Raw genomic sequence first — 20,777 nt, 5'->3', positions numbered from 1 at the left:
AGCTTAGCGGTCATAGCGATCCCTCAGAGAAGCAGCCATTGCATCCAAGGCATCATGCGGCTCCTCATAGACGTGCAAGATCTGGCGCGGCGGGCCTGCCCACTGCGCCAGGGTCTGCTTCAGGCGCTCTACCAGACGCTCAGCCGTGAATCCCGGTATGAGCTCGGCCAAGCTCGCTGTCCGGTCCTTCGTTACTCGAGGCGGCGCATCCGCTTCATTGCCCGAATGTCCTGCGGCAAGGGCATAATACTCCCTGACACGATTGGCCCTCTCCTGACCGCTTCCTTCTGCATTAATGAAGGCTTGTACGGCATAGGCCCGCGTTTGCCGCCTTTGGGCTATCCCGCAAAACTTCAATCCTCCTATGCTCAAATCATATTCTCCCGGACAATAGGCCCCCTGCACCTCACCCACGCCTACATCATCTGCTGAAGAAACCGCAGCAGCGATCCAGCGATACATCCGGTCGAAATCTTCATAGATGTCGATCCGTCCCGGCGGCTTGGGCACCAGCATGGTAATGTTGACTACGCCAGCGTCCAGGGGCACGGCGGCTCCTCCGGAGTTGCGGACCGCAACTTCAATACCCTGCTGCCGCAAATGTCGGATAGCTTGCTCCGCTGCAGGGAGCTTCCGATCCCGCAATCCCAATATGAGCGCTTGCTGATGCCGCCAAATATGCACTTCAGGCAGCTCCCCCTGCCCGACTTTTCTCCCCCTGAGCTCTTCATAGGCAAAAGGAATCAGGGCGTCTCCCGTCAATGGATCTGTTCTTTCGACGATACGGTATGAGCCTTCTGCCAGCCAGAATGATGGTTCCATTTTCCCCCGCCTCCCTATTTCCTTGCTTCGCTCTTACAGGAATTGAGCGATGAATGTCGAATTTTAGCATACCCTTATATTTTTGGAGATCAGAAAGGAGTTTTCCCCATAATGCCATGTGTAAAATGCGGAGTCAATTTGGACCCCCATGCCTTGTTCTGCCCACAATGCGGGACTAGACAAGAAGAAAGCAGCGAATCCGCTGCTGCGCAAGAGGCTGCAGCCGCCGAGCAAGCTGCAGGAAGCAACAGCCAAAGCCGACCTGCTAATGATACCGTTGCGAAAGTACAGGAGAATGTCAGCAAAGCCTCGAAAGAGTACTGGGCATTCTACAAAGCAAAGCTGAAGCGCCCTGCTGCCGGCAGTGAACAGAGCAGTGCGGATCAGTGGGTGAACGGCATCATTACCGTTGTGCTTACCGCGATCATGCTTCCTCTATCGATGTATCTACTTTACCAGATTCATAATGAGTACATAAGCGGATTTTTCATGACGGGCTACGGGCTGTTCTCTACTCCATTCACGACACTGCTTGTGCGCCCCTTCTTCGTCATCCTCGTATTGCTTGCAGTTATATACGGCGCGATTTATGTCTCCACACGACTGATGAAGAGTGAATACAGCTACAAGGATGTCCTTGGCCGATTCGGCGCCTACTTGGTTATCCCGATGTCTCTGCTGGCTGTGATGCTGCTCTTCAGCTTAATTGGGGTGTACCAAGCGGCCGCGCTCTTCTTGCTTCTCGGCTTCTTGGGTGCTGGCACGGCCATCAGCTATACGATTTACTCCCTGCGCAACAAGGATTCGGCGCAAGGACTCGATCCCTTCTACGCTGTTCTCTTCACTTATTTGATCGTAGGCATCCTTTATTGGATCATCAGCTAATGCAGCAAAGCGAAAAAAGCTGCCCCCATCGGAACACCGGTTGGGGACAGCTTTTTTTCGGCTATTCATCTTAACGCAGCGCTTCCGCTGCTTTGTCGAGCAGATCAGATGTTGCTTTCAAATTGCCGTGCATGTTTTCGACCAGCTTCTTCATTTCTTTCATATGTGCTTGTACAGCCTTCTTGTCTTCCTTCTTCTTCGCTTGAAGCAGCGCTTCCCGCTCTGCCATCAGCTTTTGGCCCAGCTCCTTGTTCGCAGCACTCAGCTTTTTCAGCTCATCATGATAGCCCTTCACCGCTTGAATGCCCCTTATATTGCCTTTTTCGGCGGCAATCAGGGTCTGCTCGAACAAGGCCTCTTTCTTCTCCATGACTTGCATCATCAATTCGAAGTGCTCGGATTTCTTCTCTTTTTTGTGGGGCCAGCCATGCGCATGCGCATGACCATGTCCTTCATGCTCCGCATGGTTATGCCCCTCGGTCGAATGATCCGGGTTTGCCGCCAGGGACATTCCGCCTCCACTTGCCATGAGCAGCACAGCTAGTCCTGCAGCCAGCCATTTGTTCACCATTGACGTCCACTCCTTCTTTGCTTGTAACTTCTGAATTGCTGACTATCTTAAGATGTCCCAATTCATAAAAAAAGTTTCATGTTCATCGCTCTTCTTAAATATTCACGCAAAAAAAACGGCTCGTTCCGAAGAACGGGCCGCCCTTTTCTCCTACTATTGCTTGATCGCGTTCGTTGGGGCATCATCCAATATAAAGCGCAACAAATCCCCGTAGATGATTTCATCCGAATAATTCAATGCTGTTCCCGCTCGCTCAATTCCAGGCTCGCATGCTGCAAGTTCGATCTCCGAGCCGTCCGCCCGATTGTAGCAAATTTCCGAAGTGTACACGTGGTCCTCATTCACAAAGCTGCCATCTCGGAAAATCGCAAATGGTACGCGGTTCTCTGCGAACAGATCGTAGCCGAAGGATAAATGGTCGCCATCCGTAATGCCTAGCAAGTGAAGCAGCGTTGGACGAACATCAATCTGACCGCCAACCGTACTCAGCGTCTTGCCCTCATGCCCCGGAATATGAATAATCAACGGCACCCGCTGAAGCTGAGCCTGTTCATACGGGGTAATCTCGCGGCCGAGAATTTCGGCCATGGCTTTCTTGTGATTTTCCGATATCCCATAGTGATCGCCATATAAAATAAAAATCGAATCCTCGTACAGCCCAGCATCTTTCACCTGCTCCATGAAATGCTTCAGGGCCTCGTCGAAGTAACGCACGGTAACGAAATAGTTGTCCACGGATGCATCCCCTGTTTCCGCCGGATCGATTAACGCGTCTTCCGGCTCATACTCATACGGGAAGTGATTCGTCAGGCTGATGAATTTGGCATAAAATGGCTGTGGCAGCTGTTGAAGAAGCGGCATGGACTGTTCGAAGAAATCCTTGTCGCGCAGCCCCCAGCCTACCGAGTTTTCTTCGGTTACTTCATAATAGCTCTTATCGAAGAAATGATCGTATCCCAGTGTGTCATACATCAGGTCGCGATTCCAGAATGTTGCGTCATTGGCATGAAACGAAGCACTCGTATACCCGTACTTCTTCAAAATTTGCGGTGTAGCAAGGAAACGGTTCTGCGTATGCGTGAAAAACACAGCGCCGCTCGGCAGCGCAAACATCGAATTGTCCACGATAAATTCGGAATCTGAAGTTTTGCCCTGCCCGGTCTGGTGGTAAAATTGATCGAAATAATAGCTGTCTTGGGCTAACGCATTCAGATATGGCGTGATCGCTTGCCCATTTAATTCCCGGTACATGACGAAACCTTGCAGCGATTCCATGGAGATCAGGAATACATTCTTCCCTTCGGCTGCACCGAATAGCGGCGAGCGCACATCCTGCTGACGTTGGGCCAAATACGATTGCGCGCTCTCCATGTCCGTACTGTCTGCAAATACGCGCCTCGTCTCCATCCTGGAGTTCATTACGAGATCATAGAGATGATAATTCATGGTGCCAATATTCTTCACAATCAGCTGCCGATCAAACGACCGGGACAGCAGCTGAGGCCGGGCTACTTCTGCCATCGCCCAAGTAATTAACAGCAGACAGGCGATAACGGCGAATCCCTTATATAGCTGTGGCCGCGGAAGCTGAACTCTGATACGTCTGCGACCGTACAACAGAAAGAGCAGAACAAAGAAGCCGGTAAAAATAAACAAATCGAACCATTCCAGTATGGTGACCACACTGCTGCCCAGACCATTCGTGTTGCGCTTCTGATACAAGACAGGCAGCGTTATAAAGTCATTGTAAAATCGAAAATACCATATGTTGACCGCAAGCAGCGCGGAAGTCAAAAAGCTGACGGCCAAAGCGGCAATATGCTGCCTTCGGCGGAAAATCAAAAAAGCAATTCCCAGCATCAGCATAGTCGAGCCGAGCGGATTAATCAGCATCATCCACTCCTGATACAAGCCCGTTATAGATAAATCAAAATAATATCTTTGAACCACATACGTGTTAAGCCAAATCACGATTGTTGCCAAGGCGAATAAACGCCAATGCGACAGTCGATTTAGAGACTCGCTTCGCCGCAGCTCGGACAAGTCCTTTCCCAGCATGGTTAACCCTCCTGTCCCTGTATTCCACTCCAAAGTTCTCTTATATACATGAATCCCCTATACTATTAACGCATTGTAAAGAAAAATGTTGCAAAACGCTACCGCGAAAACACCCGGCAATTCGCCCAAATATAGACAAAAAGATAAATGTAATCCTTCTACCTGCTGTTAACGCCGTCTTGCATTTTCTTTCACTGTAATTGGACATTTTTTCGCCAGTTGAAACACCAATCCGCATTTTTTGGGCTGATCCGCTGCAAAAAAAAGAAGCATGCGCCTCCACACAAAGCATGTCTCATCCAAACATCGGGCTAATCCTTCCCCGAAACAAGCTCTTGCAGCGCCGAATCCAGCTCCGGATAACGAAAGGAGAAGCCTTCCTCCAGCGCCCTTTTCGGCACAACTCGTTGTCCTTGCGTGAGCAGATCCGCCATTTCCCCGAATATCAGCCGCAGCATCAGGGCCGGCACAGGAAGCCAATGCGGCCGCTTCAAAACCTTAGCCACCGCTCGCCCAAACTCGTCATTCTGAACCGGCTCGGGAGCGGTCATATTGACCGGACCCTCTACTTGTTCTTGCCCCAGCAAGAAGACGGCAAGTGCCGCCCAATCACGCACATGAATCCATGACATCCACTGCTTCCCGCTCGCAATCGGCCCTCCTGCGCCCAACCGATAGGGAAGGAGCATCTTGCCGAACGCGCCGCCGTCCCGGCCGAGCACAACTCCCGTTCGCAGCTTGACCAAGCGAACACCCTTGATCAAGTCAGCCTCCTGTTCCCACTGTTTGACTACATCTGCCAGAAAGTCCTTGCCTGCCATGCCGGATTCCTCTGTAAAGGTCGCGTGAGCGGAGCAGCCGTAATAGCCGATTGCCGATCCTTGCAGGAACGCCTTGGGCTTCCGTTCGGCTTGTTCCACCCAACGGGCAAGAGCTGCGGTAGACTCCAACCGGGAACGAACTATACGCTGCTTGGCGACGGCTGACCAACGCTGGTTGATCGTCTCACCAGCCAAGTTGATGACTGCTTCTATTCCTTCCAGACAGGCCGGCTCCTGCTCCAGCCTCTTCCACGAAACAGACGGCATGTCCAACTGATCAGTCTTGCGTGTAATGAGCACCGGCTCGTGCCCCTGATTGACTAGCTCCTTCAGCAAATGCCGACCCAGAAATCCGCTTCCCCCCGCTACGGCTACTCGCATGGGCAACTCTCCTTCCCTCAAAAAAACAGCTTAAATAAAAAGAACCAGCGAAAAGGAGAACGCGCTTCCAAACTTGTGCTGAAGCATTCGCGCACACAACAAGCTCACGGATGTGGTCGCTCTATGCCGTTCAATCCAAGATTTTCGCTGCTCCATTTCGCAGGCTCATTAGCGGCGTATACCTGCCTATGTTAAAAAAGCTCCCTTGCGGAAGCTTGAGTGCTGCTTGAAATTGTCACCATTTATTGGTTTTCCAATTCTTCCTTGCTGACCAGATCAACCAAAGCGGCTACAGCCTGCTCCGCATCCGCGCCTTCTGCGCTAATCTCCACTTCAGTTCCTGAACTGATTGCCAGGCTCATGATACCCATGATGCTTTTGGCGTTTACTTTCTTATCGCCTTTTTCCACAAAGATTTCCGCAGAGAATTTATTCGCTTCCTGTACAAATAAAGCCGCTGGTCTTGCATGGAGACCTGTCTTCAGCTTCACAACCACCGGGCGTTTCGTCATTCGCTCTTACCCCCTACACCAAATGTCATAAGTCAAGTTACGCACAAGTAACGCACGAATTTCGAGCATTTTACAATATTATAGCATTTTTAGCTACAGAACACTAGAACCTTTGCATATTTATAAATTTCGAAGTTTATCTGCCATTTCGTCAATCTTGCGCAATCTGTGGTTCACCCCGGATTTGCTGACCTTGCCTTTGAGCATCTCGCCCACTTCCTTCAGGTTCATGTCGGGGTGCTGCAATCGGATCTCGGCAACCTCCCTCAGCTTGTCAGGCAACTGGTCAAGGCCGATGGCGCGATCCAGAAACTTAATGTTCTCAATTTGGCGAACCGCTGCGCCGATCGTCTTGTTCAGGTTCGCCGTTTCGCAATTGACGAGCCGATTGACCGAATTGCGCATGTCGCGCATGATGCGCACATCCTCGAACTTCAACAACGCTTGATGGGCACCAATAATATTGAGGAACTCGATGATTTTTTCGCCTTCCTTGATGTAGAGAATGTACCCCTTCTTGCGTTCCAGACAACGGCTGCTGATATCGAATTGTCCGGTCAGGCTGCATAGCGCCTGGCAGTGCTCCTCGTACAATGTCGCTATCTCCATGTGATACGATGCGCCTTCCGGATTATTGACCGATCCGCCTGCGAGAAACGCACCTCTCAAGTATGCCCGTCTACAGCAGGTTTTGCCAATAATCTGCGGGTCGATTCCCGGAGTGAACTGAAACCCCTCCGATACGATTCGAAGTTCCTGCAGGATCTCTTCGACACGATAGGGTATGCGCACAATATAGACGTTGTTTTTTTTCAGCCGCATTTTTTTCCGGACCAACAGCTCGCCATGCACTTGAAACAGCTTCTTCAGCAAACTGTAGATGCGTCTGGCGATAGCGGCATTCTCCGTGGAGATATCGAGCTGTACCCGTTGATTGGAAGATAATTGTACCGTGCCGTTCATCCGGATCAGCGCGGATAGTTCTGCCCGTTCACAACACGATGAAGCTTCGATCAGGGTTAATTCTTTTTTCGTAGCTGCAGCGAATGACAAGGTCCTTACCTCCTCTTCGACATTCCTTGCACAACCAACCGATGAATATGGTCGCTAAGCTTCTCGGCATTATGCCGAAGATAGGTTTGGAAAAGAACCAATTCATCTGCAATGACCTTATATCCCCGCTTGGTTACTTCCTCCCCATCCAGCTGAACCGCTTTGGCTCCTTTCTCTGCGTAGCGCTGCTGCACATCCTCGGGAATCGTCCCGTTGTTGACGATGACATAATCGAATAAACGATGCCCGACATGCCGATATACGGCATTTAGATGGTCGCTTACTGTGTAATCATCGGTCTCCCCAGGCTGCGTCATCACATTGCAAATGAAGAGCTTCAATGCGTCGGATTGCACAATTTCCCGGGCAATGCCGGGCACCATTAAGTTCGGCATGATGCTTGTGTACAAGCTCCCGGGGCCTATCAGGATCGCGTCAGCCTGCTGTATAGCCTTCACGGCATCCTCCAGGGGGCGGACATCGGCCGGCTCGATCATCACCTTGCGAATTTTTCCGCGCGCTTTCGGAATTTGCGATTCTCCTACAACCATCGTGCCGTCCATAAGCTCGGCCTTCAACACGATCGCTTCACCGGCAGCAGGCAGCACCTGTCCCCTTACTGCAAGCACGCGGCTCAATTCTTTGATGCCTGTGACGAAGTCGCCGGTAATCTCATTCATCGCTGCAAGAATTAAGTTGCCCAAACTATGTCCCGCTAAACCGTTACCGTTTTCAAAACGGTATTCGAGCATCTTCGCCAGCATCGGCTCCACATCTGCCAGCGCAATCAGCACATTCCGTATATCTCCCGGGGGAGGGATATGAAGCTCAGACCTGAGAATGCCTGAACTCCCTCCGTCGTCTGCTACCGTTACGATTGCGGTGATATCAAGAGGCTTATTTTTCAATCCCCGAAGCATCACGGAAAGGCCGGTTCCCCCGCCGATCACGACGACGCGAGGCAAGCTGTCCCGCCCTGATTCCGTCTTCATCGTTTCACCTCATCACATTATCGCTCGCTGTCTCTGTGGCTCACCCGAACAATCTCAGATTCGCCGCTGCCCAGCATCTTGCCCAAATACTCTGCTATGGCCACTGAACGATGCTTGCCTCCAGTACAGCCTATGCCAACTACAACTTGACTCTTGCCTTCCTTGGCGAACTGGGGAATTAAAAATTGCAGCATATCGAGCAGCTTTGTAAGAAACTCCTGCGTTTCCGGCCATTTCATGACATACTCATAGACCTCCTGGGTCTGGCCGGTATTCGGACGCAGCGCCTCTACATAGTGCGGATTCGGCAAGAAGCGCACATCAAAGATCAAATCCGCATCAATCGGAATCCCGTATTTGAAGCCGAACGATATCACATTCACGGAAAGCGAGCTTTGCTCCAAATTGGAGAATCGACTGGCTATCTTCTCCTTCAGCTGCAGCGGCTTCAACGAGCTCGTGTCGATGACCTGTGTAGCCAGACCCTTCAGCTCTTCCAGCAGCTTGCGTTCAGCCCGGATGCCCTCGAGGGGCAATCCTTCCGGCGCCAGCGGATGGCGCCGCCGGCTTTCCTTGTAACGCTGGACTAGGACACTATCCGTTGCATCCAAGAATAAGATTTCATAGCTTAACGTATAATTCTCGCGTATATACTGCAAGGTTTCGGTCAAGGTCGTAAAAAATTCCCGACCCCTCAGGTCGATTACCAGAGCTACCTTGGCAATTCTCCCTTTGGAGTGCTCAATCAGTTCTGCAAATTTGGGAATCAGCACAGGCGGCAAATTATCGACACAGAAAAAACCCAAATCCTCCAGACTCTGTACGGCGATCGTCTTGCCTGCGCCGGACATGCCGGTAATAATGACCAGTTTGGACAAGGCGTTCGTATCTGTCATGCCGCTCTCCCTCTTTCCTTCTTAATTAAGCCGGTTTAACGAAGCAGCAGGCCTGCCGCCCCGATCATGCCGGCGTCATTCCCGAGCTCAGCCGGAATAATATCGACATTCTCCTTCGCTTTCGCTGGTGTAAACTTCTCGAACACCTCACGAATGGCGTCAAACAAAATATCCCCTGCTTTGGACACTCCCCCGCCTACGATAAAGCGCTGCGGGTTTAACGTGACAGCTACCAGGGACATCGACTTGCCCAAATAATATGCCGCGCGGTTAATGATGCGCAGCGACACTTCATCGCCAGCTTTGGCAGCATCAAACACGTCCTTGGCTGTAATGGATTCAAGCAAGGACAAGGACGTGCGGTCTCCGCGCTCTACAGCGTCTTTTGCCATACGGATAATGCCCGTTGCCGAGGATACAGTCTCCAGGCAGCCTTGTTGTCCGCAGCCGCACTGGATGGCTTCCAAGTCCGGCACGATCGACAAGTGTCCGAGCTCGCCCGCCATACCTGCGCCGCCTTCGTGAATCTTGCCGTTAATGATAATGCCTCCGCCGACACCTGTACCGAGCGTGTAGAGAACAACGTCCTCAAATCCGCGGCCGGCTCCGCCCCACACTTCTCCTAATGCAGCCACATTGGCATCGTTGTTGAATTTGATCGGCACGCCCAGCTCCTCGGAAAGCCATTTGCCCATCGCCACATTGTTCAAGGCGCTGATATTGGCGGATAGATGCATAAATCCTTCTTTGAAATCCATAAAGCCGGCAACTCCAATGCCCACGCCCACAACTTGCTCCCACGCAAATCCGGCATCAGAAGCAACCTTGCGCACGTAGTCCGCAATGTTCTGCAGCACCCGTTCTGTTCCCTCGGCCGTTCCGGTAGGACCTTCAAACTTGTAAAGCAGCTGTCCTTCCCCGTTGCAGGCGCCAACCTTGATCGTGGTTCCGCCGAGATCCACACCGATATATACTTTCTTGTCCATCCCAACACACCTCATTCTCTGGTTATCAAGCAGGGCAAGAGACAGGCTCGCGCTGCGCCCGTCTCTTCACCTTGTGTCTGCAATATTCACTTGCCCTTGCACGGGCTCAGCCTTACAAGCTTTGGCTCCAGTCATGCGTGGCGCTGCCTTCCAAATACCGCTCACAGTCCAGCGCTGCCATGCAGCCAGAGCCCGCCGCTGTAATCGCCTGGCGATACGTATGGTCCTGCACGTCGCCGCAAGCGAATACGCCTGGAATATTCGTCCGGCTTGTACCGGGCTCAACAAGAATATAGCCTGTTTCGTCCGTGTGAATGGCTCCGCCCAGGAATTTCGTATTAGGCGTGTGGCCGATTGCTACGAAAATGCCGTCTGCCTCGAGCAGCTCTTCTTCGCCAGTGGCATTATCCCGAACCTTCAAGCCTTTCACACCATTCTCTGCCGCTACAACCTCAACAGGAGTCTTGTTCAGGCTCCACACGATTTTCTCATTCTCGCGAGCCCGATCCTGCATAATCTTGGAGGCGCGCAGCTCTTCACGGCGGTGCACGATGCGCACTTCCGAACCGAAGCGAGTAAGGAAATTCGCCTCTTCCATAGCCGAGTCTCCGCCTCCGACTACAATAATCTTCTTGCCGCGGAAGAAGAATCCGTCACAAGTCGCACAGGTGCTGACACCGCGTCCAATGTTGTCCTTCTCGCCAGGAATGCCCAGCAGCTTCGCGCTGGCTCCCGTAGAAATAATAACCGACTTCGCCTTCAACTCGCCCATGCCCTCCACCTGCAGCGTGAACGGCTGCTCGTTGAAGTTCACTTCGTTTACCCAGCCTGTCTTGAATTCGGCGCCGAATCGTTCGGCCTGCTTGCGCATATTGTCCATCAGCTCAGGACCCATGATGCCATCCGGAAATCCCGGGAAGTTCTCGACTTCTGTAGTCGTTGTCAATTGGCCGCCCGGCTCCGGCCCTTCGATGACAAGCGGGTTCAAGTTCGCTCGAGCCAAGTATATCGCAGCCGTCAATCCTGCCGGACCCGTTCCGATTATTACAGCATTGTACATCCTCATCATCTCCTCACTATTTATCCCACGAAAGTGATGCGTTCCTTCGAAGCGTTTTCCTGGTACTTTCGCGGGGCCCGATTTTTTACCCACGAAAGTGATGCGTTCCTTCGAAGCGTTTTCCTGATACTTTCGCGGGGCCCGATTTTTTTACCCACGAAAGCGATGTAATTCTTCGAAGCGTTTTCCTACTTTCGCCAGACCCCCGACATTTACGACAAGTATGTTTTCCATATTGCCTGCATTTTGCTTTGCAACCCGCATGTCTCATCAATCAGCTTGGCGTTCTTGCCGATGGTGGAACCCGAGACACCATAGAGCTCGGACAACTCCTTCATCGTCACGCGTTTTGAATGCATCTTCGCTGTCAAATATTCCAAGGCGGCCGCCCATCCTTTGGACTTGCTGATTCTCGGCACGTCCGGATATGCCTTGCTTAAGTATTCCACCCACAACGTTTGCATATCATGCCGCTGAATGAGGTCATACCGACCGTCCATCGCCTGCAAGGCATCTTCCAGCACAGATTGCCAGGCCGGCTTCCACACCGGCAGACCGGGACCGGGTCCATCCTGTGCGGCAATAACGGTCTTCTTGCCGCCCATCAGCGCCTTAACCGGTTCTTTGACACCAGCGGCTCGCAGGACGAATACGGCAACCCGCTTCAAATAATCATCCTCGTCCGGCTCAAGCAAAAACCGATGAAGCGTAGCCTTCACTTCCTCATCCGCAATCATACTGAGTGCCTGCATGACGTGCAGCTTCGTTGCCTGGTCTCCATGGCGCAGCGCCCAGATAAAGGAGGAGCGAACAAGCGGGTCCTTCTTCACTTCTTCCGGAATAGCCCCGTCCACCTGTTCGAAGTACTTGAATTTCTCCTCGAACGGAAGCTGGTACTGATAAGGCAGCTTTTGTCCGGGAGGGCGCTGCGTCAGACTCGCCCACTCCTTCAGATAAAATTCGGCGATCACCGAACCCGGATGGTGCTTCTTCAGCGATTTCCAATGGCGACGGGCATCCTCAAGCTTGCCCAGGTTAAAGGCCGCTACCGCTGCGAAATGAAGGACGCTGGGCTCGTCATGATGCATGCCGCTGCGAATCAGTCTGACGAAATGCCGGTAAGCTCCTTCTTGATCGCCCAGAATCCCCAGTGTCGTCGCAAGCTTATAAGTATGATCCATGTGAAATGGGTACAGCTTGCCGAGCAGCTCCTTCACGCCAGTTAGCTCGTCATGCCGCTTGGACTGCTGCAGGACCACAGCCAGGTTGCACAAGGCATGAAGATTCCCTTCATCATGCTCCAGCACTTCACGAATGGTCGCAATGCATTGCTTGAAGTCCCCCATATAATAGTAAGCCAGAGAAAGGTTGTTTCGTGCGGCCAAAAAAGTAGGATTTTGCTTCACCAGCTTCTCCAGTTTGCGCGTTGCCTCGGCGAACCTCCCTTCCTCCAGCAGCATGCGGGCCTGATCATGCTCGAACAAATGCTCCCGGCACTTGATGTTGCGCAGCTCAGCGGGCCGCTTGAGCTCCAAGCTGAGCATCTCCAGCATTTCCTCCGCTTCCTCGAGAAACTGGCCGTTTGAGTCAAGCTCCAGGTATTGAATCAACTGCTCCTCCGCCCGCTCAAACTGTTCCATATTGGCATAATTATTAGCCATATAGTAAAAGCATTCCGTCATGTCCGGATCTATGCTTTCCAGAATCATTCGCAAAATTCGATTCGATTCCTCATAATTGCCAAGCTCCGAATAAATCCCGGCCAGGTTGCAATAATTGACCGGATTATACGGCTCATATTCGGCAGCCCGCCGAAAATACTTCAAGGCCTTATCATAATGGAAGCGATCAAGAGATTGCACGGCTCGCTCGAAAAAGAAAGTGGCATCCATCTTGAGGTTAATAATATTTTGTTGTCCGGATTGGGCCACGCGCTCTTTCCTCTCCATGCAATAAGGCACCTCCATTTATCCAGAAAATATTCCAGCGGGCGGCTCGCAACGGACTACCTGCTGTTTCGAATAGCCTGCCCTTACACCCCGCCGGACTTGAACAGCGTACTGATCGAGCCGCCTTCGATGATAATGTGAATCGCATCAGACAGCAAATGGGCCATGGAAATGACCTTGAACCGGTCCGAGCAATCGGCCGGCAGCATGATCGAGTCCGTGACCACGACTTCCTTAATATTCGGGTGATCGAGCTTGCGGATCGCATCGCCGGAAAAGAGCGGATGCGTAGCGCAAACATACGCATCATTCGCCCCTCGTTCCTTCAATCCCTCCACGACATTCACGATGGTGGAACCCGTATCAATCAGATCCTCGATAATGATCGGCGTTTGTCCTTCGACTTCCCCAATAACATGGGTGATAACCGACTCATTATGCTTCGGACGCTTCTTGATCATAATGGCAAATGGCGCGTCCAAGTAGTTAGCCAGCTTCTCCGCAGTGGTTGCTCGGCCGGCATCCGGGGACACGACAATCGGATTTTCGATTTTTTTCGCCTTCAAATAGTCTGTAATCAGGTCAAGCGCAGTCAAGTGATCAACGGGAATGTTGAAAAATCCTTGAATCGCGGCAGCATGCAAATCAATGGTCATGACACGATCAGCGCCTGCTGTCGTAAGCACATCGGCTACCAGCTTGGCCGAGATCGGTTCGCGGGGAGCGGATTTTCGCTCCTGCCGGGCATAGCCGTAATACGGGATAACCAGATTGATCGTCCTGGCGCTGGCGCGCTTCGCTGCATCAATCATGACCAGCAGCTCTACAAACATATCGTTAATCGGATGAGAGAAAGATTGCACTAAGAACACATCACAGTTCCGAACCGATTCCTCGTAGTGAACGTAAAATTCGCCGCTCTTGAACCGGGAAACATTGATTTTGCCAAGGGAAACGCCCAGCTCCTGGCACATTCGTCCCGCAAGCGCGGGGTTGGATGAACCGCTGAATATTTTGATGTTGCCGCTACTACCCATTTACCATGACCCTCCTGCGTTTTTTCCTCGCTCCTATGACTCATGTCCCATTATACATCGAAACCTTCGACAAGAAAAATCAACTTGATGGCTTTTTTGCTCGGCAAATGTCGGAAACCGCACCTAATCCTGAGCTCTGCTACTGCTTCTTCTGTCCGTGCCGGCTGCGCAGAACGGCCAGCACCTCATCAATCGGCAGCTTTTGCTCGCGGAGCAGCACCAGCCAATGGAAGAGCAAATCGGCGCTCTCGTTGCTCAATTCCGCGGCATCGCGATTTTTGGCGGCAATGATGACTTCCGCCGCTTCTTCCCCGACCTTCTTCAAGATTTTGTCGACACCCTTCTCGAACAGATAGGTCGTATACGCACCCTCCGGCATTTCCGCTTCGCGTTCCGCAATCACTTGCTCCAGGCGGTTCAGGATCGCATAGCGGTCTCCCGTCTCGGCCGAATCCTGCGCCGAACGCTCTCCTGCCGGTACGAAACAGGAATACGTTCCGTTATGGCAAGCCGGTCCTGCGGGAACTACGTGGATCAGCAGCGTATCCTGATCGCAATCCTGGTACAGCTCCACAATGCACTGGATATTCCCGGAAGTAGCGCCCTTGTGCCACAACTCCTTGCGCGAGCGGCTCCAGAACCAAGTTTCTCCGGTTTCCAATGTCTTGGCCAGCGATTCCTTATTCATGTACGCCATCATTAACACTTCTTTGCTTACAGCGTCCTGCACGATCGCCGGAAGCAAGCCGTTCTCATCCCACTTTAGCTGTTCCGCCCATTGATCCGCATTCGCCACTGTATACTTGCCTGCCGTCATCGGACTTCCACTCCCTTCTCCCGCAAATATTGCTTCACCTCATGTATCGATACTTCTTTATAGTGAAAAATCGAGGCCGCTAGGCCCGCATCAGCCGCTCCTTCTGCAAACACCTCGTGAAAATGCTCTTCCCGTCCCGCTCCGCCGGACGCAATAACCGGGATGCCTACGCTTTCCGATACCGCGCGCGTCAGCTTCAAGTCGAAGCCGTCCTTCGTTCCGTCCGCATCCATACTTGTCAGCAGCAGTTCTCCCGCACCGTACTCCTCCATGCGCTTGGCCCACTCCAGCGCGCGAATGCCTGTAGCATTGCGGCCGCCATGCGTATAGACTTCCCATTCGCCCCATTCCGGGTTGAATTTGGCGTCAATGGCGACCACGATGCACTGTGCGCCGAATTTGCGCGCCCCATCCGATACCAATTGCGGATTTTTGACGGCAGCAGTATTGACGCCGATCTTGTCAGCGCCAGCCCGAAGCAGCCGCTTCATATCATCGACGTGGCTGATGCCTCCGCCTACTGTGAACGGAATCGTGATTTCGCCTGCTGTCCGGCGCACCACTTCTACCATCGTGGCACGTCCTTCATAGGAGGCGGAAATGTCAAGAAATACGAGCTCGTCCGCTCCCTCTTGATCGTACAAGGAGGCCAGCTCCACCGGGTCGCCGGCATCGCGCAAATTGACAAAGTTGACGCCCTTGACTACCCGGCCGTCCTTCACGTCCAGGCAAGGGATGATCCGTTTCGCAAGCATGCGATCGTCTCCTTTTCCTCTACAGTATGGTTGTCTTGCTCCAGCGCCTTAACGCTTCAGCGCTGCCAGCGCCAAGTCCAGTTGAATCGCGCCGGTGTACAGCGCTTTGCCGACAATCGCACCGCTGACGCCCTCTGATGCATAGCCAGCCAGACGCTCCAAATCCTCCAGGCGGCTGACGCCGCCCGATGCTATGACACTGCGGCCGGATACTTGCGCCAATCGCACAATTGCCTCGACATTCGGCCCCTGCATCATGCCGTCACGGGAAATATCGGTGAAAATAAACGTTTCCGCCCCTTTGTCGGCCAGCGCTTTGGCCAGTTCTTCCGCTTTCACCTCGGATGTTTCCAGCCATCCTCTTGTAGCCACGTACCCGTCACGGGCATCGATGCCAATCGCAACTCGATCAGCGTGCTTCGCCAGCGCCTCTTCGACAAAGGCCTGATCCTCTATGGCCGCCGTGCCTAGAATGACTCGCTGTACGCCTGCCTGCAGCAGCTTTTCGACGGCAGCCATCGAGCGAAGGCCTCCGCCCACTTGCACAGGCACTTGTACGGCTGAAGCAATCTCCGCGATCGTCTCTTCGTTGACCGGCTGTCCGGCCTTGGCGCCGTCCAAATCCACCAGATGGATCCAGGACGCTCCCTGCGCCTCCCAATCCTTGGCCACTGCCGACGGACTGTCATGATAGACGGTCTCCTGCGCATAATCTCCCTGGATCAGACGCACGCATTTCCCGCCTCGAATATCTATTGCCGGGTATATCACAAACTCGCTCATGTTCCGGTTATCCTCCATTCTTCGTCAGCTTCAGGAAATTGTCCAGCAGCTTCATGCCGGTGGCGCCGCTCTTCTCCGGGTGAAACTGCATGCCGTACACATTGTCTCTGCCTACGATGGCTGTGACCTTGCCGTGATAATCCGTGCTGGCCAACAAGTCCTCCGCCTTGTCAACCTGGACATGGAAGGAATGGACAAAGTACACATGACCTTCCTCCAGCCCGCCAAATATCGGAGCTTCCCGATGGTAGACGAGACGATTCCATCCCATATGCGGAATCTTGAATTTGCCCTGAAAGCGAACAACGCGGCCTGGCATCAGGTCCAAGCCTTGATTCCGGCCGTGCTCCTCGCTCTCGGTGAACAGCAGCTGCATGCCAAGACAGATGCCAAGCAGCGGCTTCCTGCCTTGTGCGTATTGGCGGATGACATCCGGCAGATCGAGCTCTGTCAAATTGTGCATGGCGTCTCCGAAGGCGCCCACCCCCGGAAGGATGACGCCATCTGCTTCCAGAATTTCACGTGCGTCTGCCGTCAGCCTCGCTTCATAGCCCAGTCGTTCAACCGCCTTGCTGACGCTGTGCAGATTGCCCATCCCGTAGTCTATAATCGCGATCAAGGGTTACAGCACCCCTTTCGTGGAGGGCACACCTTGCACACGCGGATCGATGGTTGTCGCTTCATCCAATGCGCGACCGAGCGCTTTGAACACCGCTTCGATCATGTGATGCGTGTTCTGTCCGTAATGCACGATGACATGCAAGGTGATCCGCGCTTCCAGCGCAAACTTCCATAGAAACTCATGAATAAGCTCTGTAGTCAGCGTGCCAACCTGCGCGGAAGGGTACTGCGCCCGGTATTCCAGGTGCGGACGATTGCTGATGTCGATCACCACCTGCGCCAACGCTTCATCCATAGGCACGAAGACGTTGGCATAGCGCTTAATGCCCTTCTTGTCGCCCAGCGCTTCGCGCAGCGCCAGCCCTAGGCAGATGCCGATATCCTCAACTGTATGATGGTCATCAATCTCGATGTCGCCGTTCGCGTCCACCTGCAAATCGAAGTGGCCATGCTTCGTGAACAGGTCGAGCATATGGTTCAGGAATGGCACATCGCTCTGGATGTCGGCCTGCCCGGTGCCATCTACCTGAAAGGAGAGCTTGATTTGGGTTTCGTTGGTGTTCCGTTCAATGCTTGCCTTTCTTTGCTGCTCAGCCATCTTTACATCCCTTCCTTCTCAAGTCTGATCGCGATGGCACGGGCATGGCCTTCCAGGCCTTCACCGCGAGCCAACGTCATGATATCCGGCCCGGCTTCAGCCAGAGCCGCCTTGCTGTAATAGATAAGGCTCGTCTTCTTAAGGAAATCATCCACATTCAGAGGGGAGGCATATCGGGCAGTCCCGCCAGTAGGCAAAATATGATTCGGCCCTGCGTAATAATCGCCTACCGGCTCCGAGCTGTAAGGGCCGAGGAAGATGGCTCCCGCATTCTCGATGCGGCCAAGCAGCGCAAACGGCTCTTCCACGAGCAGCTCCAGGTGCTCCGGCGCGATCCGGTTCACGGTGTCCACACACTCGTCCAAGCTGTCGGCTACGATGATCGCGCCATTGTCGGCCAGCGAACGCGCGGCAATTTCCTTGCGCGGCAAGGATTCCAGCTGACGCTCAATCTCCTGCTGCACTTGTTCCGCCAGCTTGGGAGACGCCGTCACCAGCACAGCTTGCGCGAGCGCATCATGCTCCGCCTGCGAGAGCAGATCCGCTGCTACATAAGAAGGATCCGCATGCTCATCAGCCAACACGGTAATATCAGACGGACCAGCGATGCTGTCGATGTCTACCTTGCCATAGACATACCGCTTGGCCAAGGCCACATAGATGTTGCCCGGCCCGCATATTTTATCCACGGCCGGTATCGATTCCGTGCCATAGGCCATAGCCGCGATGGCCTGTGCGCCGCCTACCCGATAAATCTCCTGTATGCCAAGCTCCGCAGCGGCAACCAAGATATAAGGATTGATGCCGGGTTCGCCAGCTGTAGACGGCGGGGTAGCCAGCGCAATTTCCTTCACGCCCGCGACCTGCGCCGGAATCACGTTCATCAGCACGGAGGACGGATACGCTGCTGTCCCGCCCGGCACATACAAGCCTACACGCTTGAGCGGGCGAATCAACTGCCCGAGCATGCTGCCATCCGGCTGGCTGTCATGCCAGGAAAGCCGCTTCTGCTTCTCGTGAAAGCTGCGAATGCGGTCAGCCGCGCGGCGCAGCGCTTCGAGGAACACTTTGTCTACATCGCTGTATGCAGCCTGAATTACTGTTTCCTCAACACGAAAATCACGGATTTCCATCCGGTCAAACTGCTTCGTATATTGACGGAGCGCCTCATCGCCCTGCTCCGCGACAGCGGCCACGATTTGCTTGACCGCGTCATGCTGCGCTTCTGTGCCATAATCCAGCTGCTGCTCCTGCTTGTATGCAGCAGGCTTCATGATACGTACAGCCATGTCTTACCCCTGCCTTCCTCCGATTCGATCCTGGAGCCTGTCGCATAGCGCCTGGATGTCGGTATAATTCATTCTATAGCTCACCCGATTGGCAATCAGTCTGCTCGTAATCGGGAACATCTCCTCCATCTCTTCGAGCCCGTTCTCCCGAATCGTCTGGCCGGTCTCGACCATATCGACGATGCGGTCAGCCAAGCCGATCAAGGGAGCCAGCTCAATCGAGCCGTTCAGCTTGATGACCTCCACCTGCTGACCCTTCTCCCTGAAGTATTGGGATGCTACATTCGGGTATTTCGTCGCTACTCGCGGATGCATGACGGGCTTCCAATTCGGCATGCCTATGACGGACATGCGGCAGCGGGCAATGCCCAAATCGAGCAGCTCATACACATCCCGATTTTCTTCCATCAGCACATCCTTGCCGACTACGCCAATGTCCGCCACGCCATATTCGACGTAGGTCGGGACATCAACGGGCTTGGCCATAATAAATTCCATGCCAATTTCCGGCACCGGAATGATCAGCTTGCGCGAATCGTCCAAATCCTCGGGAATGGAAATCCCCGCTTCTCGAAACAGCTTCGAGGCTTGCTTATAGATACGCCCTTTCGGCATCGCGACTTTCAATCTGTTGCCCATCGTTGTTCCCCCCTGCCATTAGCGAAATTCCAGGATCTCATCGTAATCCGTGCGTGAAGCCGGCTTGTCCGCAGTCTGACGATCTGCTCCTTCGGTTCCGACAAATACAGATGCCTTCATCGTCTCAACCGCCACCCCGTCCTTGCGGCGCAACTCCATCGCCGTTTGCAAGGCCTCTTTGCGCCGGCTTTCCTCATACACCACAAGCACCCGACGATCTGTCTCCAGCGGACGATTGCCCACAATCTCCAATATGCGATTCACCTTGAGCGCAAATCCTGTTGCCGGCGCCGGACGGCCGAATTGCTGCAGCAGGTTGTCATAGCGGCCCCCGCTGCATACCGGGAAGCCAAGCTCTGCAGCGTAGCCTTCAAAGGTCATGCCCGTATAATACGTAAAATCGCCGATCATCGTCAGGTCAATCAGAACATGCTCCTTCAGACCATAGTCCTCAATCGCTTCCCATATCCGGCACAAATGCGCTATCGCACGCTGCGCTGTTTGGTCTTGTGACAGCGCGACAGCGTGCTCGCACACATCGCTGCCTCCCCGCAGCCGCAAAATGCCTTCCAGCTCCTGCTTCGCCCGATCGGTCAGCGGCAGTGTCCGAATGCGGTTGCGGTAGCCCACATAGTTGCGTTCCAGCAAATACGCCTTCAGCTCCTGCTGGGCGTCCTCATCCTCCGGCAAAGCCTCCTGCAGCAGCCCGTTCAGGAAGCCTACATGGCCCAGAGCAATCTTAAAGTTGCTAACCCCCGCCGCCTTCAATGATTCCACAGCCAGGGCCACGATCTCTGCATCGGCTTCCGGCGATTCATCGCCGACAAGCTCTACTCCTGTCTGGAAAAACTCGGCCTCCCGTCCCGCTTCATCCTCCAACGCGCGAAACACATTAGCGTGATAAGCCAAGCGGATCGGCAGCTCTTCCTCACGCAGCAGCGATGCGACGACTCGCGCAATCGGCGCGGTCAATTCGGACCGCAGCACCATCGTGGTGCCGCGCTTGTCCAGCAGCTTGAACAGCTTGCTGTCCATCGTCGAGCTTGAGACACCCACCGTATCGTAAAACTCCAGCGTCGGCGTGATGATCTGCCGGTACCCCCATTTTTCCATACAAGCGAGCGTGCTCCGCTCGATTTGTCGCAATCGAATGACCGCATCCGGCAAGTAATCCTTCACGCCGGTCGGCTTTTCAAATACTTTCGGCTTGGACACGTTCTCCATTCCTTTCCACACGATTATATACATAAAA

Annotated in this window: 21 protein-coding genes; 1 reads left to right on the top strand and 20 read right to left on the bottom strand. The window is 53.5% G+C overall.

Annotated elements, in window-relative coordinates; translation table 11 throughout:
• Positions 1–3: 3 nt before the first annotated feature.
• Positions 4–822, bottom strand: coding sequence for a lipoate--protein ligase family protein (locus XYCOK13_RS01435; protein ID WP_213410069.1), 819 nt, complete (start codon positions 820–822; stop codon positions 4–6).
• Between the two features lie 111 nt (positions 823–933).
• Between XYCOK13_RS01435 and XYCOK13_RS01430 the strand changes: the two genes are divergently transcribed.
• Positions 934–1,707 (top strand): zinc ribbon domain-containing protein, encoded by a 774-nt coding sequence (locus tag XYCOK13_RS01430; RefSeq protein WP_213410068.1) that lies wholly within the window; start codon positions 934–936, stop codon positions 1,705–1,707.
• Between the two features lie 70 nt (positions 1,708–1,777).
• Here XYCOK13_RS01430 and XYCOK13_RS01425 read toward each other — a convergent pair whose 3' ends face one another.
• The 19 genes from XYCOK13_RS01425 to XYCOK13_RS01335 all read right to left on the bottom strand — a co-directional run bounded on the left by XYCOK13_RS01425 (position 1,778) and on the right by XYCOK13_RS01335 (position 20,740).
• The gene (locus XYCOK13_RS01425; protein ID WP_213410067.1) at positions 1,778–2,278 is read right to left on the bottom strand and encodes a hypothetical protein; all 501 of its coding nucleotides are present in this window, start codon (positions 2,276–2,278) and stop codon (positions 1,778–1,780) included.
• 153 nt (positions 2,279–2,431) lie between these two features.
• Positions 2,432–4,336, bottom strand: a complete 1,905-nt coding sequence (locus tag XYCOK13_RS01420; RefSeq protein ID WP_213410066.1) for an LTA synthase family protein — start codon at positions 4,334–4,336, stop codon at positions 2,432–2,434.
• Positions 4,337–4,647: 311 nt separating this feature from the next.
• Complete coding sequence (locus tag XYCOK13_RS01415; RefSeq protein ID WP_213410065.1) at positions 4,648–5,538, bottom strand: TIGR01777 family oxidoreductase; 891 nt, start codon at positions 5,536–5,538, stop codon at positions 4,648–4,650.
• Between the two features lie 242 nt (positions 5,539–5,780).
• A complete protein-coding gene (locus XYCOK13_RS01410) occupies positions 5,781–6,050 on the bottom strand; it encodes an HPr family phosphocarrier protein (protein ID WP_213410064.1) in 270 nt (89 codons plus the stop codon).
• 120 nt (positions 6,051–6,170) lie between these two features.
• The gene (whiA, locus tag XYCOK13_RS01405) at positions 6,171–7,103 is read right to left on the bottom strand and encodes a DNA-binding protein WhiA (RefSeq protein ID WP_213410063.1); all 933 of its coding nucleotides are present in this window, start codon (positions 7,101–7,103) and stop codon (positions 6,171–6,173) included.
• A 5-nt stretch (positions 7,104–7,108) separates the two neighbouring features.
• A complete protein-coding gene (gene mgfK, locus XYCOK13_RS01400; protein WP_213410062.1) occupies positions 7,109–8,095 on the bottom strand; it encodes a gluconeogenesis morphogenetic factor MgfK in 987 nt (328 codons plus the stop codon).
• Between the two features lie 17 nt (positions 8,096–8,112).
• On the bottom strand, positions 8,113–8,991 hold the full coding sequence (rapZ, locus tag XYCOK13_RS01395; RefSeq protein WP_213410061.1) for an RNase adapter RapZ: 879 nt from the start codon (positions 8,989–8,991) through the stop codon (positions 8,113–8,115).
• 35 nt (positions 8,992–9,026) lie between these two features.
• Positions 9,027–9,977: an ROK family glucokinase gene (locus tag XYCOK13_RS01390; protein ID WP_213410060.1), complete on the bottom strand. Its 951-nt coding sequence runs from the start codon at positions 9,975–9,977 to the stop codon at positions 9,027–9,029.
• A 112-nt stretch (positions 9,978–10,089) separates the two neighbouring features.
• A complete protein-coding gene (trxB, locus tag XYCOK13_RS01385; RefSeq protein ID WP_213410059.1) occupies positions 10,090–11,037 on the bottom strand; it encodes a thioredoxin-disulfide reductase in 948 nt (315 codons plus the stop codon).
• 212 nt (positions 11,038–11,249) lie between these two features.
• A complete protein-coding gene (locus XYCOK13_RS01380; RefSeq protein WP_213410058.1) occupies positions 11,250–12,986 on the bottom strand; it encodes a tetratricopeptide repeat protein in 1,737 nt (578 codons plus the stop codon).
• A gap of 83 nt (positions 12,987–13,069) precedes the next feature.
• Positions 13,070–14,023, bottom strand: coding sequence for a ribose-phosphate diphosphokinase (locus tag XYCOK13_RS01375; protein WP_213410057.1), 954 nt, complete (start codon positions 14,021–14,023; stop codon positions 13,070–13,072).
• A 139-nt stretch (positions 14,024–14,162) separates the two neighbouring features.
• Positions 14,163–14,840 carry a bifunctional phosphoribosyl-AMP cyclohydrolase/phosphoribosyl-ATP diphosphatase HisIE gene (gene hisIE, locus XYCOK13_RS01370; RefSeq protein ID WP_213410056.1) on the bottom strand — a complete coding sequence of 226 codons (678 nt, stop codon included), beginning with the start codon at positions 14,838–14,840 and terminating at the stop codon, positions 14,163–14,165.
• Positions 14,837–15,595, bottom strand: coding sequence for an imidazole glycerol phosphate synthase subunit HisF (hisF, locus tag XYCOK13_RS01365; RefSeq protein WP_213410055.1), 759 nt, complete (start codon positions 15,593–15,595; stop codon positions 14,837–14,839). Before hisF ends, hisIE begins: the two co-directional genes overlap by 4 nt.
• A gap of 48 nt (positions 15,596–15,643) precedes the next feature.
• A complete protein-coding gene (gene hisA, locus XYCOK13_RS01360) occupies positions 15,644–16,378 on the bottom strand; it encodes a 1-(5-phosphoribosyl)-5-[(5-phosphoribosylamino)methylideneamino]imidazole-4-carboxamide isomerase (protein WP_213410054.1) in 735 nt (244 codons plus the stop codon).
• A 7-nt stretch (positions 16,379–16,385) separates the two neighbouring features.
• Positions 16,386–16,997 (bottom strand): imidazole glycerol phosphate synthase subunit HisH, encoded by a 612-nt coding sequence (gene hisH / locus XYCOK13_RS01355; protein WP_213410053.1) that lies wholly within the window; start codon positions 16,995–16,997, stop codon positions 16,386–16,388.
• A gap of 3 nt (positions 16,998–17,000) precedes the next feature.
• Positions 17,001–17,597: an imidazoleglycerol-phosphate dehydratase HisB gene (hisB, locus tag XYCOK13_RS01350; protein ID WP_213410052.1), complete on the bottom strand. Its 597-nt coding sequence runs from the start codon at positions 17,595–17,597 to the stop codon at positions 17,001–17,003.
• A gap of 2 nt (positions 17,598–17,599) precedes the next feature.
• Positions 17,600–18,886 (bottom strand): histidinol dehydrogenase, encoded by a 1,287-nt coding sequence (gene hisD / locus XYCOK13_RS01345; RefSeq protein WP_213410051.1) that lies wholly within the window; start codon positions 18,884–18,886, stop codon positions 17,600–17,602.
• Positions 18,887–18,889: 3 nt separating this feature from the next.
• Positions 18,890–19,525, bottom strand: a complete 636-nt coding sequence (gene hisG / locus XYCOK13_RS01340; protein WP_213410050.1) for an ATP phosphoribosyltransferase — start codon at positions 19,523–19,525, stop codon at positions 18,890–18,892.
• 18 nt (positions 19,526–19,543) lie between these two features.
• The gene (locus tag XYCOK13_RS01335) at positions 19,544–20,740 is read right to left on the bottom strand and encodes an ATP phosphoribosyltransferase regulatory subunit (RefSeq protein ID WP_213410089.1); all 1,197 of its coding nucleotides are present in this window, start codon (positions 20,738–20,740) and stop codon (positions 19,544–19,546) included.
• Positions 20,741–20,777: the final 37 nt, after the last annotated feature.

The organism is Xylanibacillus composti (assembly GCF_018403685.1).
Classification (GTDB): domain Bacteria; phylum Bacillota; class Bacilli; order Paenibacillales; family K13; genus Xylanibacillus; species Xylanibacillus composti.
Note: the sequence above shows the minus strand (reverse complement) of the source record. Positions and strands in the feature narration are given on the sequence as shown.

What these genes read in the sequence shown, in the direction of transcription:
- rapZ (WP_213410061.1), bottom strand. Translation starts at nt 8,991, where the DNA reads ATGACAGATACGAACGCCTTGTCCAAACTGGTCATTATTACCGGCATG.
- mgfK (WP_213410062.1), bottom strand. Translation starts at nt 8,095, where the DNA reads ATGAAGACGGAATCAGGGCGGGACAGCTTGCCTCGCGTCGTCGTGATC.
- trxB (WP_213410059.1), bottom strand. Translation starts at nt 11,037, where the DNA reads ATGTACAATGCTGTAATAATCGGAACGGGTCCGGCAGGATTGACGGCT.
- XYCOK13_RS01390 (WP_213410060.1), bottom strand. Translation starts at nt 9,977, where the DNA reads ATGGACAAGAAAGTATATATCGGTGTGGATCTCGGCGGAACCACGATC.
- hisB (WP_213410052.1), bottom strand. Translation starts at nt 17,597, where the DNA reads ATGGCTGAGCAGCAAAGAAAGGCAAGCATTGAACGGAACACCAACGAA.
- XYCOK13_RS01435 (WP_213410069.1), bottom strand. Translation starts at nt 822, where the DNA reads ATGGAACCATCATTCTGGCTGGCAGAAGGCTCATACCGTATCGTCGAA.
- hisG (WP_213410050.1), bottom strand. Translation starts at nt 19,525, where the DNA reads ATGGGCAACAGATTGAAAGTCGCGATGCCGAAAGGGCGTATCTATAAG.
- XYCOK13_RS01430 (WP_213410068.1), top strand. Translation starts at nt 934, where the DNA reads ATGCCATGTGTAAAATGCGGAGTCAATTTGGACCCCCATGCCTTGTTC.
- XYCOK13_RS01375 (WP_213410057.1), bottom strand. Translation starts at nt 14,023, where the DNA reads ATGGGTAGTAGCGGCAACATCAAAATATTCAGCGGTTCATCCAACCCC.
- XYCOK13_RS01415 (WP_213410065.1), bottom strand. Translation starts at nt 5,538, where the DNA reads ATGCGAGTAGCCGTAGCGGGGGGAAGCGGATTTCTGGGTCGGCATTTG.
- XYCOK13_RS01380 (WP_213410058.1), bottom strand. Translation starts at nt 12,986, where the DNA reads ATGGAGAGGAAAGAGCGCGTGGCCCAATCCGGACAACAAAATATTATT.
- XYCOK13_RS01420 (WP_213410066.1), bottom strand. Translation starts at nt 4,336, where the DNA reads ATGCTGGGAAAGGACTTGTCCGAGCTGCGGCGAAGCGAGTCTCTAAAT.
- hisIE (WP_213410056.1), bottom strand. Translation starts at nt 14,840, where the DNA reads ATGACGGCAGGCAAGTATACAGTGGCGAATGCGGATCAATGGGCGGAA.
- hisD (WP_213410051.1), bottom strand. Translation starts at nt 18,886, where the DNA reads ATGGCTGTACGTATCATGAAGCCTGCTGCATACAAGCAGGAGCAGCAG.
- hisF (WP_213410055.1), bottom strand. Translation starts at nt 15,595, where the DNA reads ATGCTTGCGAAACGGATCATCCCTTGCCTGGACGTGAAGGACGGCCGG.
- XYCOK13_RS01410 (WP_213410064.1), bottom strand. Translation starts at nt 6,050, where the DNA reads ATGACGAAACGCCCGGTGGTTGTGAAGCTGAAGACAGGTCTCCATGCA.
- hisA (WP_213410054.1), bottom strand. Translation starts at nt 16,378, where the DNA reads ATGAGCGAGTTTGTGATATACCCGGCAATAGATATTCGAGGCGGGAAA.
- XYCOK13_RS01425 (WP_213410067.1), bottom strand. Translation starts at nt 2,278, where the DNA reads ATGGTGAACAAATGGCTGGCTGCAGGACTAGCTGTGCTGCTCATGGCA.